This window comes from Streptomyces sp. NPDC001933 (genome assembly GCF_042890955.1).
Taxonomy (GTDB): domain Bacteria; phylum Actinomycetota; class Actinomycetes; order Streptomycetales; family Streptomycetaceae; genus Streptomyces.
In genome coordinates this window covers 1-14,267 of the sequence record NZ_JBIASS010000057.1, presented here as the reverse complement: position 1 = coordinate 14,267, position 14,267 = coordinate 1, and the positions used below count along the sequence as shown (strand labels likewise).

The 14,267-nt window shown below is 68.7% G+C and carries 10 protein-coding genes, 1 tRNA gene and 3 pseudogenes; 10 read left to right on the top strand and 4 right to left on the bottom strand.

The window, feature by feature from the left end; translation table 11 throughout:
- Positions 1-421 precede the first annotated feature (421 nt).
- From ACFYY7_RS43665 to ACFYY7_RS43650, 4 genes and pseudogenes are all read left to right on the top strand, one after another.
- On the top strand, positions 422-970 hold the full coding sequence (locus ACFYY7_RS43665; protein ID WP_388671488.1) for a YciI family protein: 549 nt from the start codon (positions 422-424) through the stop codon (positions 968-970).
- A gap of 70 nt (positions 971-1,040) precedes the next feature.
- Positions 1,041-2,180 carry a GDSL-type esterase/lipase family protein gene (locus ACFYY7_RS43660; RefSeq protein WP_388671485.1) on the top strand — a complete coding sequence of 380 codons (1,140 nt, stop codon included), beginning with the start codon at positions 1,041-1,043 and terminating at the stop codon, positions 2,178-2,180.
- Between the two features lie 144 nt (positions 2,181-2,324).
- Positions 2,325-2,625, top strand: a pseudogene (locus ACFYY7_RS43655) (transposase); the annotation flags it as partial.
- 48 nt (positions 2,626-2,673) lie between these two features.
- A pseudogene (locus tag ACFYY7_RS43650) lies at positions 2,674-2,823 on the top strand (IS5/IS1182 family transposase); the annotation flags it as partial.
- Positions 2,824-2,836: 13 nt separating this feature from the next.
- On the opposite strand, the gene ACFYY7_RS43645 reads toward ACFYY7_RS43650, so the two are convergent.
- Entirely contained in the window at positions 2,837-3,034 is a 198-nt protein-coding gene (locus tag ACFYY7_RS43645) for a hypothetical protein (RefSeq protein WP_388671491.1), read from the bottom strand.
- A 109-nt stretch (positions 3,035-3,143) separates the two neighbouring features.
- Positions 3,144-3,407, bottom strand: a pseudogene (locus tag ACFYY7_RS43640) (pyridoxal-phosphate dependent enzyme); the annotation flags it as partial.
- A gap of 197 nt (positions 3,408-3,604) precedes the next feature.
- Between ACFYY7_RS43640 and ACFYY7_RS43635 the strand changes: the two are divergent.
- Both ACFYY7_RS43635 and ACFYY7_RS43630 read left to right on the top strand, forming a co-directional pair.
- Positions 3,605-7,738: a WGR domain-containing protein gene (locus tag ACFYY7_RS43635; RefSeq protein ID WP_388671479.1), complete on the top strand. Its 4,134-nt coding sequence runs from the start codon at positions 3,605-3,607 to the stop codon at positions 7,736-7,738.
- 313 nt (positions 7,739-8,051) lie between these two features.
- On the top strand, positions 8,052-8,330 hold the full coding sequence (locus ACFYY7_RS43630; RefSeq protein WP_388671477.1) for a hypothetical protein: 279 nt from the start codon (positions 8,052-8,054) through the stop codon (positions 8,328-8,330).
- Between the two features lie 25 nt (positions 8,331-8,355).
- On the opposite strand, the gene ACFYY7_RS43625 is transcribed toward ACFYY7_RS43630, so the two are convergent.
- The gene (locus tag ACFYY7_RS43625; RefSeq protein WP_388671474.1) at positions 8,356-9,102 is read right to left on the bottom strand and encodes a hypothetical protein; all 747 of its coding nucleotides are present in this window, start codon (positions 9,100-9,102) and stop codon (positions 8,356-8,358) included.
- A 292-nt stretch (positions 9,103-9,394) separates the two neighbouring features.
- Positions 9,395-10,048 carry a hypothetical protein gene (locus ACFYY7_RS43620; protein WP_388671471.1) on the bottom strand — a complete coding sequence of 218 codons (654 nt, stop codon included), beginning with the start codon at positions 10,046-10,048 and terminating at the stop codon, positions 9,395-9,397.
- Between the two features lie 214 nt (positions 10,049-10,262).
- On the opposite strand from ACFYY7_RS43620, the gene ACFYY7_RS43615 reads away from it, so the two are divergent.
- The 4 genes from ACFYY7_RS43615 to ACFYY7_RS43600 all read left to right on the top strand — a co-directional run bounded on the left by ACFYY7_RS43615 (position 10,263) and on the right by ACFYY7_RS43600 (position 14,044).
- Positions 10,263-11,000 carry a VOC family protein gene (locus ACFYY7_RS43615; protein ID WP_388671468.1) on the top strand — a complete coding sequence of 246 codons (738 nt, stop codon included), beginning with the start codon at positions 10,263-10,265 and terminating at the stop codon, positions 10,998-11,000.
- A 111-nt stretch (positions 11,001-11,111) separates the two neighbouring features.
- Complete coding sequence (locus ACFYY7_RS43610; RefSeq protein WP_388671482.1) at positions 11,112-11,681, top strand: transposase family protein; 570 nt, start codon at positions 11,112-11,114, stop codon at positions 11,679-11,681.
- A gap of 422 nt (positions 11,682-12,103) precedes the next feature.
- The gene (locus ACFYY7_RS43605) at positions 12,104-13,408 is read left to right on the top strand and encodes an MFS transporter (RefSeq protein WP_388671465.1); all 1,305 of its coding nucleotides are present in this window, start codon (positions 12,104-12,106) and stop codon (positions 13,406-13,408) included.
- A 564-nt stretch (positions 13,409-13,972) separates the two neighbouring features.
- A tRNA-Gln gene (locus tag ACFYY7_RS43600) sits at positions 13,973-14,044 on the top strand.
- Positions 14,045-14,267 lie beyond the last annotated feature (223 nt).

Genomic DNA, 14,267 nt, shown 5'->3' with positions numbered 1-14,267 from the left:
GGAGCAATTCGCTGAGACCGTAAGGGTGTTGGAGCAGCTGTCCGCCGCCATGGATGCCGTCGCCGAGGCGTAGGCACACCTTTGCCCCGCCTCCGGGCCCCGAAGACCCGCCCCTCCCAAGGCGGGTCTTGCGCGGGTGGCAAATCCGTTAGTGATCACTGGGTAGGTGACATGCTGGCCTGGGGATCTGCTCAAGTCCGGTGCGTGATCATTGGGCGGCTGTAGGCTGTCCCGAACTGGGGACGTCAGCGCCGGACGCGGTCTCTGTCACTCGGCTGCAGAGCAGCGCATGCCACTTGGCTGAGACCGCGCAGCCGTGGTGGCTACGCCGTTTGACGGAATGCTGTTTCATTTGGAACGCGGGGTCTTCGGCGACAAAGCCGGTTGAGACGGTGTCTTCGATGAGGAAGTGTCTGTGACCATGGAGTACTTCTGCTACCACCGAGACCGGGCGGACTCCCTCGCGCTGCGCGAGGAGTTGCTGGAGAATCACTGGTCCTACATGGACCGGTACGCGAAGGAACTGATCGCCCGCGGCCCGACCTTCACCAATGATGGTGAGACGCTTACCGGAAGCGTGCACATCATCGATCTGCCCGACCCTGCCGCCGCCCGCACGTTCGCCTTCGACGAACCCAACTACCAGGCCGGTGCGTACCGGGACGTGCTGCTGCGCCGGTGGCGCAACGTGCTGGGGCGCACCATGTGGGACTTTCCCGGTGACCGAAGCAGTGGCAGCCAGTACTTGGTCCTCGGCCTCGGCGAGGGCCCCGCCGCAGACCTCACCCCGCCACCCGACCAGGACGAACTGATCGCGTACGGGCCACTGCTGGCCGACGACGGCGGCACATGGCTGGGTACGGCGGTGCTGCTCAGGGCCCCGAACCCGGACGCGGCACGCGCCGTCCTGACTTCGGACCGGTACGCGGACATCGAGGTCCACGCCTGGGAGTTCGGCGGGCGCCGATGAACCACGGAGGCACCGGGCCGATGTCATCTCCGGAACACATCGACCCGGGACAGGAGCGGTGACGGTGACGATGCGGACGGTCCCGTTGGTGGGCGGGCCGGTGGAGTTACGGGGTGCGCTGGACCTGGAGACCACAGCGGCAGGGGTGATGCCGCGCCGGCTGCCCGCGTGGACCAAGGAGCAGTACCAGGACCCGTCGGTCTACGGGGTGACCGTGATGCCTTCGGGAGTGCGGCTGGTGTTCCGCACCGATGCACGCGCACTGGAGTTGGAGATACTCACCTCCACTGGCCAGTTCGCCGCCGACCCCCACCCTCGCCCGACCGGGATGCTGGATTTGTTGGTGGACGGTGCCCTGGCCGGGCGCCGGCAGGCACCGGTGGGCAACGTGCTGAGAATGGCGGGCCCTGGAGCCTCACAGCGACTCATCCCGGGCAAACCCGGGACCGTACGGTTCGCCGGACTGCCGGCTGGCATGAAGAACGTCGAGCTGTGGCTTCCGCAGCAGACCCCTACGGAACTTGTGGCACTGCGCGCCGACGGCGACGTGCTGGCGCCGTTGCAGGACGGGCGGCGCCGCTGGGTGCACCACGGCAGTTCCATCAGCCACTGTATCGAGGCTGACGGTCCGACCGGGACCTGGCCGGTGGTGGCAGCCGCGCTCGGAGGGGTGGAGGTCATCAACCTCAGCCAGGCGGGCAACGCACTGCTGGACCCCTACGTCGCCCGGACGATCCGCGACACGCCAGCCGACCTGATCAGCCTGAAGGTGGGCATCAACATCGTGAGCCTGTCCGCCTTCCGGCTGCGGACGTTCGGCCCGGCGGTACACGGATTTCTGGACACGATCCGGGACGGTCACCCGGACACCCCGCTGCTGCTGATCTCCCCGGTGAGCTGCCCGGCCCTTGAGCAGGTTCCCGGCCCGACCAGGACCGGACCGGACGGGAGGATCACCGCCCTGGGCGACCCGACCGATGTGGCCGACGGCGCGCTGTCGCTGACGGTGGTCCGCACCGAGCTGGCCCGGATCGCCGCAGCACGACAGGCATCTGATCCCCACCTCCACTGTCTCGATGGACGAGCACTGCTCGGCCCGGACGAGACAGACGACCTGACCGACGGCCTTCACCCCACCGCCGCCGCGTACCGCCGGATGGGCAAGCGCTTCGCTGCCCACGCCTTCACACCCGACGGTCCCTTCCGCTGAGCTGTTCTTGCCCTCCGGTGTCGAGTGCGCTTCGAACTGGGCCGCTGGCCTGGGCATTCGCCGGATGCTGAGGCGGCCCTCGTCTGATCATGTGCTCCGTCACAGAGGCATAGGAACAGTGCGAAGGCCGTGGCCGTGAGTCTGGTGCGTCAGGGCGTCCTTGGGGATGCGTTTGCGGAAGTGTCACACTTCCGGCCGGAGTTGTACGCGTGTCTGACCGCGCGGGGCGACGCGTTGTTCGATTTATTCGAACGCGCTGTTGTGCACGGACGGGCCGGTGCGGACACTGGTCGATCTCGCGCTCGCGCCTGAACACCGCCGTGGGCACGGAGCTCTGTACGGCGGGCTCAACCAGGGTCGGATCGATGTCGCCCGGCTGCGTCGCGCCCTGGCCGGGATGCCGCTGCCGAGGGCGGCGGACGGTCGGCTGGTGCTGGCCGTGGACCGGGTACCGTCCCGAGGCCCCCGCCTCAAGAGATGGAAGCGCCGCCACAACAGCACCCATGCCAAGATCCGCTGCCTCGGTGAACAGGCCATGGCCACCCTCAAAGGCTGGCGCCTCCTGCGGAAGATCCGCTGCAGCACCAACCGGATCACCGACATCGTGAAGACCGTCCTCGTTCTTCACCACGCCTCAACCTGAGGTTGGAAAAGGCTCAGTCGATTTGGGGCCCCGGGCGCAGAGGATCGTGCCCAGAGAGCCGGCGCCGAGGTCGTGACGCAGGGCCCGCGGCGATCCCGAACGCGCCCGAGAGTTCCAGGATCAGCCCCAGGGTGTCCCGTACCGTCCTCAGAGCGCGGCGGATGTCCTCCTCGTCGACGAGCAGCACGTCGTTGTCGACGTACTCGCGCATCCACGCGACGGCCGCGGCACGGGTACTCGTACGGCGATGCCGTCCGCCATGGTGTGCACCGGGCCAGTGGCCTTGGGCACGCCGGTGCGCCGGCCGCGCACACGCCGATGACCCGCGTGCGGGGTGAGCGGGCCTTCGCCCAGCAGCCGATGCCGCTGATGAGCGCGCCGTTGCCGACCGGGACGAGCAGCGTGTCGAGGCCGAGCGGGGCCGGCTCGACGGCGATGGTGCCCGCGCTTTCGGCGATGAGCGGCTCGTCGCCTTCCTCCACGAACACGGAGCCGGGACGGGTGGCGGCGTATGCGCGGGCCGCGTCCTTGGCCTCGTCGAAGTCCGCTCCGGTCTGTACGGCCTCCGCACCGAGGTCCCGCATCCGGCCACCTTGCCCCCCGTCCGTCCGTGAGTCGCTGGAGGCAGAGGTCCGCGCCCCAGCCCTTGAAGGAGCGCAGCGGCCGGCCCGCTGCCCGGGAGTTCGGCGGTGAACTTCCGTACCCGGCTTGGGTATTTCCACGGATCCCTCCGGTGGGCGCCCTGTGCGAGGATCGCCCGATCCCCCGAGGAGGAGCGACGATGCGAAGCCACGACCAGATCAGCCGGTTCTACGGGCTACCGATCACGCCTCGGATGCTGGAGGCGTCCGAGGAGCAGTTGACCGAACCGCACCACGACGGTCTGGTGAAGGCCCACCTGACGGCCAACTGCTCCTACTTCGGCGCGATCGACAAGACCCTCGCGGGCTTCTTCGTCCTTGACGACGAGGGCGACAACTACACGCTGCTGGACGTGCGCGGGGACGGTCGCGTGTGGTGGCAGGACCACGAGACGCGCGAGATCTACGAGAGGTTCGACTCGCTGGAGGACTGGATCTCCTTCCAGCAGGAACTCGACGCGGGCGGCGACGAGGACAAGCTCATCGACGCCTACCGCACGGACCGCCAGGACCGCCGGGACACGCCGTCCGAGATACCCGCCACCGCGGCACTGGCCGAGCGCTACCAGTGGCTGGTGTGGCTGCTGGCACAGCCCCTGCACGACAGGCAGGGCAAGCCGATCCAGAGCGACGAGGAACTCGCCCGGAACGCCGCCGGGCATCTGCGCGCAGCGTGGCCCACGGACCAGGCCGCCGAAACCGCCCTGCGCGCCGAACTGCCCCACCTCGCCGCCGATCCGCACCTCGCGGTCTACTGGCTGCTGCACACCGTTCTGCTGGCGATGGACGAGTGGCGGACCCGCGTACTCGCGGCCATCGGCCCGCAGGGCCAACGCCAGCCGTTGGTCGAGGAGTTCGCCGCCGCCTTCGGCGAGCTGCCGCTCGACGGGGACCTGCCGGTCGTCCCCGGCTTCCGGGCCCGGCGCTCGCTCGCTCTGCTGTACGCGGCCACCGAGCGGGATCGGCGGGCACCCGCCGCGCTGGTCTCCCTGGAGATCGCCCCCGGCGTACGGCCGCTGTTCAAGTTCGGCCTGGTGTACGACGGATTGGAGGCCGGCACGCTCACCGAGGCGGAGGTCGCGGCAGCCGCCGTACGCATGGAGCCAGCACCCGGCACCTCCGCCGTACGCGCCGTGCTCGACGGGCGGGCGGGCCGCCCACACAGTCCTCACGCGGACGACTTCGCGCGCGCCGTGCTCGGCACCGGTGCGAGCTGGATGGAGGTGCTGGGCGTGGTGTGGCTCGTCCACGGCATGATCCGGGACGCCGACGCGCTGGCGTCCGTCGCCCGCTTCCTGCTTGCCAAGGACCCGTACCACCGGCGCGTGATCGCCCTGGTCGGCAGGGCCCAGGAACTGGCCGGGCGCGAGCTGTTCATGCCCGACGACGAGTTGGAGCGGGCCCGGGCTCTCGCCGAGGCGTCCGTACCGGTCCTCGACGAGCTGCTGGCAACGACGCAGGACTGCGCGGAGATCACCGCCCGGATCGACGACCCGGAGCTGACGCGGGTGGTCGCCCGGCGGGTCCTGTACCGCGCCGATGTGGACCAGTACGCCGCCGAGGTGAGCGCATGGGCGATCCGTACCGTCCTGGCGAGCACCGACGCCGACCGTGCCGAGCTGGCCGCGAAGGGCTTCGAGGCGCTGCCGACCCCGGCACAGGCCGAGGTGCTTGCCGAGGTGGCCGACGGCATCACCTCCGCCGACCACCCCTTCGTCGGCGTGCTGCTGCGGATCCTGCAGCACACGGCCGAGCCCGACGACAGCGACTTCATGGCGACCATGACGGTCGAGGACATGAAGGAGGAGGTCCTCAAGGCCCTCGCCCCGATCGCGCACAAGCCGCAGGTCTTTGACGAGCTGATGCGCCTGGCGGAGCTGCCCGCCTCGCGCACCACCATCGACCCGCTGTGGGCCGAGCTGTTCTGCCCGTTCGAGGAGGAGACCTACGTCCTGCCCCGGCTCAGCGACGAGCAGGCCGTACGGGCCGCCCGCGCCATGGTCGCCAACCGGCTCACCCATCCGAACATCCACGCCCGGAACGCTGCCGGGCACCAGCTGTACCGCTTCGACCACGTGGGCGCGCAGGAGTACCTGATCGAGGCGCTGGACGAGTACGGCCGGCGCTACGCCGCCTCGACGGCGAAGGGCGGGAAGGTTTTCGACCACGGTGAGACCGAGGACGACCTCCTGGACGACGTGGTCGCGAACCTGTATTCCGCGGTGCGCAACATGAACACGCCCCGCTCACGGACCGCGCTGATCGAGCGGCTGTTCACCGAGCGGCGCGAATACTGGCGGATGGGCGACGCGATCGGCAACATTTTCTCCGACGAGGTCCACCGCGAGACGATGTCCGCGCTGCGCGACCGCCGCGATGGCCTCGCCGCAGGCTGCTACGGCTACGCCCTCGCCGACTTTGTGAAGCAGGGCCCGCCGAAGGTGGACCTGCTGCGGGAGCTCATCGGCTGGCCGGTGCCGCGGGAGGAGACCGCGCGGCGCTTCTTCAAGTACGCTCTCGTGACGGGCATTGATGCCGCGCTGGCCGCCGAGGAGTACGAACTGGTCCGCGCTGCCCACGCGTTCGCCGCCTCCTTCGACGGGCAGCCGCTGGCGCCCGACGACCACGCCCGCGGAAACCGGTGGACGAACCCGCTGGAGCAGAAGAAGCAGGCCAAGCGGCTGGCAGCGGTGCTGTCCGGGGAGGCCGACACCGAACGGCGCCGCCTGCTCGACAAGGGAGTGGCCGCCCGTGCCGTCGGCAGGCCGCGCCGGAAGATCTCCGACAAGAGCCTCGGGATCCTGGCCGGGACGACCGTGAAGTGGAGGGTCCTGCACGACCGGGAAAGCGGCGAGGTCTGGTTCCTCGACATGGAAGGCGCGGTCCATGTCTTCGACGGGTACGAGCTTGCCGAGCCGCCCTTCGAGGTCCGGCCCGCCGGGTACGGGATGATGGGGGAGTTCCTCACCGGGGCCACCGAACTGTCCGAGCGGGCGCTGTTCTGGGACCGCCGGGCGGTTCACTACACCGAGACCGTCCGCTACGGCGACCGGATCACCGTGCGCTGGGGCGGCAACAACACCGGATCCGTCAACAGCCTCGGCCTGGTCCTTCCTGATGCCGATGCCGCCACCGAGGCGTTCGCGTGGCTCAGGAGCAGCACCGAGGCGGGCGGGATGACCGAGTCGAGTCCCTGGTACGTGCCAGACAAGGGCGCGGTCGTACGTACCTACTACACCCCGTCCAAGGGCGGCGGCAGCGGCAGCAGCTACCTCAGCGTCTTCGACGGCACGGCCGAACGGTTCGGCCCCCGGTACGCCAGCGAGGCCGAGGCGATCGCCGCGCACCAGCGGTGGGAGATGGAAGCCCAGCGGGACCGCAACGCCTCCCTCAGCTGCCTGGAGTGGGACGGGGACTACCTGCGGCCCGAGGACATGACGGTACGGCAGTGGATCAGGGACCGTATCCGCGACGACTCCCGCGACGCCGTTTGGCACGCCCAAGCCCTCACCGAGATCACCGAGTACCTCACCGCCCACGGCTACGGCGGCCTCATCGACAAGGTCGGGTTGCAGGTCGAGGTGGGGTCGGGCGTGACCGACGACGAGATCGCCGCTTTCGAGGCCGAACGCCGGCACCCGGTCCCGGAGGTGCTGCGCGCCTTCTGGCGGGGGGCCGGCCACGCCCGGTGGTCCGTGGCGGGCGGGAAGGGGATGTGTGTGCTGTCCCCGGCGCAGATGCTGGCCCGGCGCCCCGTCGCACGGGAGCTGGGCCAGGCGCTCGATGCGCTGGTCGAGTTGTTCGGCGACGGCGATCCGCTGCTCGTCACCGTCGTCGCGGACCAGGAGGGCGATGACGGACGGGTCTTCACCCACACCGACTACGACGCCCCCGGGGGCTTCTGGTGGGAGAAGTCGCTGTCATGGATGCTCGCCACCCGGTTCCTCAGCGACTTCGCCGGTGTGGTCGAGGCGGCAGCACCCGTGGTGGCGCAGCTCTACCACGGCCAGCGGCTCAACCCCGACGCCGAGCGCCGCCACTTCGAGCTGCGGCGCAAGGGCAAGCCCGCCCGCTTCTGGGAGCTCTTCCACGACCCGGCCAACTCCGTGGTCTCCACCCGCGAGGGCAAGGTCGGCGCGGTCGGCGCCGTGGAGACCCGGCGCTACGCCGACCCGGCGCGGGCGGCAGGGAAGGCGGCCAAACTGATCGCGAAGAAGGAGAGGGCGGGCTACCACGAGACCACGCCCGCATCCGGCCGGCCAGACACCCCGTAACCGCTTCGGTGCGGTGTGAGGGGCCCAGGGCCAGGGGCTTGGCAGATGCCCTGGCCCCTCACCGCAGCACCCGCCCCACCGACCCGCCCACACCACCAGGGAGTGCTGCCCGTGGACTTCGTCAACGGCGACGCCGCCGCGCCCGAGGCCGACGGCAACAAGACCATCGCCCGTGTCCCCAACGACATCGGCGCCTGGGGAGCCGGCATCGACCGGGCGATCTCCCGCCGCCGGCCCGAGCCCGAGCGGGAGTTCCGGCGCTGTACCGCGACCGTGCCACCTCGGGCTTCCGGCTCGCGAACCCGCCCTGTCGGTGGCGAACATGGTCGGCCGGCACGGCATCCGGACCCGCGAGGGCATCCGGACCGAGTCCGGCACCAAGCCCGCCGACAGTGGCCCGCCCATCCGCTACGACGCGGTGTGGGAGTGTCTGCACACCCTGGCGGAGCACGCCGTACGACTGCACGCCTCGGTGCACATGCCCCGCATCGGCTGCGGCCTGGCCGGCGGCACCTGGAACCGCGTGGAACCCCTCGTCACCGAGGCACTGGGCGCAGGGGACGTCCGTACGGTCGTCTACGACCGTGCGTAGCCGTGCCCACGGGGCGGCGGGCCGGTCAGCTGGCATCGTCGTGGAACACTCGCTCCTCCGCCAGCAGCCGGTCGAACACCTCGTACCGGTCCAGGCGCAACTCGTCGTCGCCGTCGCTGTCGTCGTCCTTGGTGAAGACCTCGTCCACCAGCAGCGCGCGCAGCTGCTCCCGCAGGCCCTCCCGGTCGTCCCATCCCAGGCGGTAGGTGTCGTAGTCGAGGTGGATGCCGGCGTCCACCGTGGCAGCCCCGCGATCCCCCGGGTCCTCCTCCAGGACCAGCCGCGCCCGGACGGTGCCCGTGGCGGTCGTACGGGGGTCGAGGCAGACGCAGGAGACGATGTCCGCTCCGAGATCGCCCCGGACCAGCAGGTCGCCGGCGCTGAACACCGCGCGCGCCGTCAGGTTCCCGCCGACGACGATCCGGGAGCCGTCCTCGCGGTCGTACAGGCAGCCGCCGACGGTGAGCGAGCCGGTGACCACGATCGCCGTCGGCACATACAGATGGCCGGTGACGACGAGGTCGCCCTGGTGGAGCAGCGGCTCCCACAGCTCTTGATCACCCGTCAGAGTCCGGACCGAACCATGCTGATCGCCGAGCACCTTGGTGCTGCGCTCCAGCAGCCGCCAGAACGCGTCGGTCGCGCCGTCGTCGTCGTTCAGCTCGGTGAGGATCTGCCTGACACCCCGGGCGGCGGTCGGCAGCTCCCGGCTGCCTCCCGTCCCGGGACGATCGGGGTCGCTCTTCATTGGGTCAACAGGGTCAACTGCCATGCGGGGCAGGGTAGTGGCCTGCACTGACAACCGGCCCGGCCCGTTGGCGAGGCAGGCGAGGTCGGCTGTCACAGGCACCTCCTGTTCGCAGACCGCGACTCCGGCCCGCCGACCACGGCCGCCGTCAACAAGCTCGTGACAGCGGTCATCGCCGACGCCGTGCAACGTCGACCGGCCTAGATGATCGATTCCAAGGGATCGCCTGCGCGTACGAGCGCTCGCCGTTGCCGCAAAGCAGCACCAGGCCACGGCCGGCGAAGCAATTTGGCGTCAGTGGCCTCCGGGTGGCCAGTCAAGATGCGTCGCTGGAGATGCCTGGCCGCAGGATCGACCGTCCGGCCACCAACGCCGCACGGATCGCTGGGACGTTGGCGACGCCATGGTCGAGAAGGTCGGTGGCCAAGACGTCTTCGAGCTCCAGCTCGTCGTCGATATCGCTCGCGACGTTCTGGCGGTTCGGATGACCCATGACGAACGCCTGGGGATCTTCGGCGAACACCATGTTGAAGCCGGAGGTGTTGATGACTATGCGGGCGGTGGTGCGTCCGCAGACGACGAGGATGCCGTAGTTGTCTTGACCAAAGACGCCGTTCGACACAGTCAGGTCACCGCGCACCACCACGTTCGGCTCTCCGGCGACGAAGATGTTACGTGCCCGCAGGTCTCCAGTCACCAGCAGAAAGCAGCCGCCACCATAGGACGACATGGACAGGTCCCCATCGACGGTCAGGTCCCCCGCCACGATCATGTTGCAGGGATTCCAGTCAATGACGGGTGGTCGTGAGACAAGGTCGCCGTCAACGGTCAGACCGGTGGGGTACAGGCGAATCTCTTGCTCGCGAGCGAAATCCCGGTACGGATACCCGACGTCGGCCGACACCGCGAACATCCTTTCGGCCTGCTCAGTGTCGAGGATTCGATGTTGTGGCAACAGACTCGCGGACATGCTGCCCAATGTAGGTGATCAATCCCAAGGGGCGCCTGCGGAGACGAGAACGAGGGCGTTCAAAACCCGGTGGGGTCATCGCACGCGTCATGCAACGAATCCTCGCGCTGACCGCCGCGATCTGGCACAACGAACACACCGGACGAAACACCCTCCGCTCGCTCACCTCGTATGACCACTGACCCCTTGGAACTGATCATCTAGGATCTGCGGCGTGGCAACACGACTTGTGCAGATCAATATGAAGGCCCAGGACGACTCCGTGCTCGGCCGGTTCTGGGCGGAGGCACTCGGCTGGGGTGTCGACAGCGAGGGACCCGGCGTGACCAACCTCGAACCCGTGGGGTTCGCCTACCCCGACCCCGCGGCCGTCTGCATCGACATCGTCGCCCGCCCGGAACCCAAAACGGTCAAGAACCGGGTGCACCTTGATCTGGCCACCACCTCGACCGCCCATCAGGCGGATTTGGTCGCACGCCTGAAGGATCTCGGCGCGACGCTCGCTGACGTGGGTCAGGGCAACGCCCCCTGGACGGTCATGGCCGACCCGGAGGGCAACGAGTTCTGCGTCCTGGAGCCCCGCCCGATCTACCGGAACACCGGGCCGATCGCCGCGGTGGTGGTCGACTGCACCGACCCACGAGAGATGGCCCGGTTCTGGGGCGAGGCGATGGACTGGGCGCTGCACGAGGTCACCGACGACCACGCGACCATGCGCTCCGCCAAAGGCGTCGGCCCCTACCTGGAATTCCTCCGCAGCCCGAACACCAAGAGCGTGTGGAACCGCGTCCACCTCGACGTCCGCCCCTACCCCGGTGACGACCTGGCATCAGAGGCAGCCCGACTGCGCGCCCTGGGAGCCACCGACCCGGGTATCGACCAGTGCGCCATCTCCTGGACGGTTCTGGCCGACCCGGAGGGCAACGAGTTCTGCCTCCTCACCCCTCGCTGACGGCACCACCCGCTGGCCCTCGGCCACCATGGACACTCCGCCCGCCCCCGGAACGGGCTGTCCATCAGGCGGCCGCCCCTGTTGTCGGCGTACGGACTTTTCTCCCCAGTTGTGTACGGACCAACGGGGTCTGTCGCTGATCTTGTGACGCGGTGCCTGGTTGATCGTTTGTACGGGTGTGCAGTTCAGGGGGCTTGCAGCGGCTTTTGCCGCATCTGTCGGAAGTGGAAATCAAGTCCGTACAGCGGTGCGTGGACGGGGGGTGCCCTACGTACGCGTTCTCGTACGCCGTCGGCGCGATGTCCGCGGTGTGGGAGGAGCTCGACCAGCGTGCACGATCGGTACGAACGGCGCCTGGCAGACGCTCGGTTGGGCGGGCTGCCTGTCGTAATCACACTGCTGATACGAAGGTTCAAGTGCCTCGCTGCCGACTGCCCCGCAGTGACATTCGCCGAGCAGATACCAGGCCTGACCCGCCCGCACGCCCGATACACCCCAGTGCTGTACGGGCAGCTGGCCCGAGTCGCCGAAGTTCTGGCCGGCAGGCCCGGGTCACGGCTCGCCCGGAAACTCGGCATGGCGGTGGCCAAGGACACCCTCCTGCGGCCCCTCCGGGCAGCGCTGGTCGACCTAGTAGCTACTGAGGTTTTCGGGTTGTCGTCGGGGAGTGACGGTTCGTGATCCCTGCGGTATGCCGGTGGGATGAGGAATCCGGAGGGAGCCACGAAGACGGTAACGGGGGGAGGAGGACCGATCGGGGCAGCTCTACGAACGCTACGAGGACGTGGCTCGTCTCTCGCCAGTCGTACGGCACCCCATCAACATGCTCGGACGCTACTCTCCAGCTTTCCGACCTGTTTGGAGGCTTCAATTCCCTGTGCGAGCTCGCTCATTGTGGCGGATCGTCGTTGCGGAGGGCCGGTACTCGACGTCACAATGCGTGGAGGTGCCGGGTGGTCATCCCGGCGAAGTGTTGGAGGCGCTGCTTGTGAACACCGCACCGCGGTGCGCCTCGTCATGCGCGCCAGACGCTGACCACTTCGCTTCGCCCACCGGCTGACCTACTTCGTTCACGGTGGGCGCTTCCCCTATGGGAGACCACCGTGGTGTCCGAAAACTCCGGGGCGGTTGATCGCCGTCCTCTGGCAACGGTTCTTGCCGCCAACCTCGTTTCGATCGCAGGGAATTGCCTCACATACATGGGCGTGCCGTGGTTCGTGCTGCAAAGCACGGGCAGCGCCGCCAGGGCGGGGATCGTCGCGTTCTGCACACTGCTGCCCGCAGTGCTCGCCGCGCTCGTCACCGGTCCGGTCATCGACCGGATGGGGCGACGGCGGGTGAGTGTCGCCTCGGATCTCGCCTGCGGAGTTGCCGTTGCGGCGATCCCGCTGCTGCAGTTCGCCGGCATCCTGCAGTTCTGGATGCTGTGCGTGCTGATGGCGATGACAGGGCTGTCCCGTGCGCCGGGGGCAACCGCTCGCGGCGTGCTGTTGCCCACGCTTGCCGAACGCGCCGGAATGCCGCTGACCAGGGCTGCCGGGCTGTACGACGGAGCGGCACGCTGTGCGGCGCTGACGGCATCCGCTCTCGGAGGTGTGCTGATCGCCGTACTCGGAGCCGAGAACGTCCTGTTGGTGGATGCCGCAACCTTCGCCGTGGCCGCGCCACTGTTCGCGTTCGGAGTGCGTGGCCTGCCCGAGGCGCAGGCTCAACGACGGGCCGAGCCGACGTCGCTGCGGGCCTACCGTCGTGAACTCGAGGAAGGCTACCGCTTCGTGGCGGCGACGCCGCTGCTGCTGGGCCTGTGCCTGATGACGCTGGTCACCAGGGGCCTCGATCAGGGATGGAGCGCCGTGCTCCTGCCCGTGCATGCCCGTGAGGAGCTTGACGGTGCCATCGATCTCGGTCTGCTGAACGCGGCGTTCGGGGTTTGCGCTCTCACGGGGGCGCTGGTCCATGGGGCGGTGGGCAACCGCTTTCGGCGGTGGCCCGTGTTCACGATCGCCTTTCTCATCGGGGGCCTGCCGCGCTTCGTGGTGGCCGCCTTCACCGACACCTTCACCCCGCTGGCCGTGATCATGGCGGTTGAGGGGCTCGCCTTCGGTGTGCTCAACCCCATCATGGCCACCGTGACATATGAGACGGTGCCGGAGGACCTGCGCAGCCGCGTGCTGAGCGCGACAACGGCCTCGGTCCAGCTGGTCACTCCGCTGGGCGGACTGGCCGCGGGCTTCCTCGTGGATTCGGTCGGCTTGTCATCCGCGCTGCTGGCGGTTGGCGGTGTGTATCTGCTTGCCACGCTGTGCCCGGTGATCTTCCCGTCCTGGAGGCTGATGGACCGTACCGGTTCTCCCCATGACAGGGCCAGGGGATCGCTGCCGCAGGGTTCAGGGGCGAAACGGGTGTAGTCACGGAGACGGCCGTTTCGGCGCTGCTCACGAACACCTGACGTCGGTGCTCCCGTCGCGTTCAAGCGGGGGGCCCGGCCTTCTTCGTCCAGCTGTCGGTGCGGGGGGCCGGTGCGGGTCAGTCGGCCGACCGGCGTTCAGCTCCACCAAGCGCGGAATCTGGTGGGCAGCAGTCTGAGGTCGTCTAGTTCAGCAGCCGATTCGGGCGCGGACACCTCCATCCGTTGCCCGTTCACCACTATTAGAACTACCGGTACCCCACCAACCACCAGGACGCGAGCCGAGGTCAGGCCGGCGAGCCGTGCCCTTGGCACGGGCTCTCAGGATCCCGCGCACAGCATCCGCGCCGCCCAGGCCGACCTGCTCGACGCTCTTCCTGGAGAGCGTCTGTCCTACTCGACGAGCTGCGCTCGGGGCTGCCACCGTGGCGCGACGGCCAACACCCGGACGTCACGGTTCGGAAGGGTGGGCGGTCGTAGGCGGGGCGAGATCCCTGCACTCGGGGAAAACCAGGTGACACTCCAGCCGACGTCAGGGTTTCATAGTTCAGGCCGGACAGTGCATTCCCGGTTGGTGCAACTGGTAGCACGCCTGGTTCTGGATCAGGAAATCGAGGTTCGAATCCTCGACGGGGAGCTGCGAGCGTTGAGCCCTGGGAGGCAAGCGGGCTGTAAAGCCTGCGCCGGCAACGGCTAGCGTGGTTCGATTCCACGGCAACGCACGGTGGGGCGGGGGTAGCAGATTCCACCCCCGCCTCGATCAAACTAAGTGGTCAACGTCGGAAGTCCTTCGGGGGTTGATCATGTGGTTGGCTGCGCGGAGGATTCTTCCTGGTGATCGGCGGTGTGTCGGTCGAGCC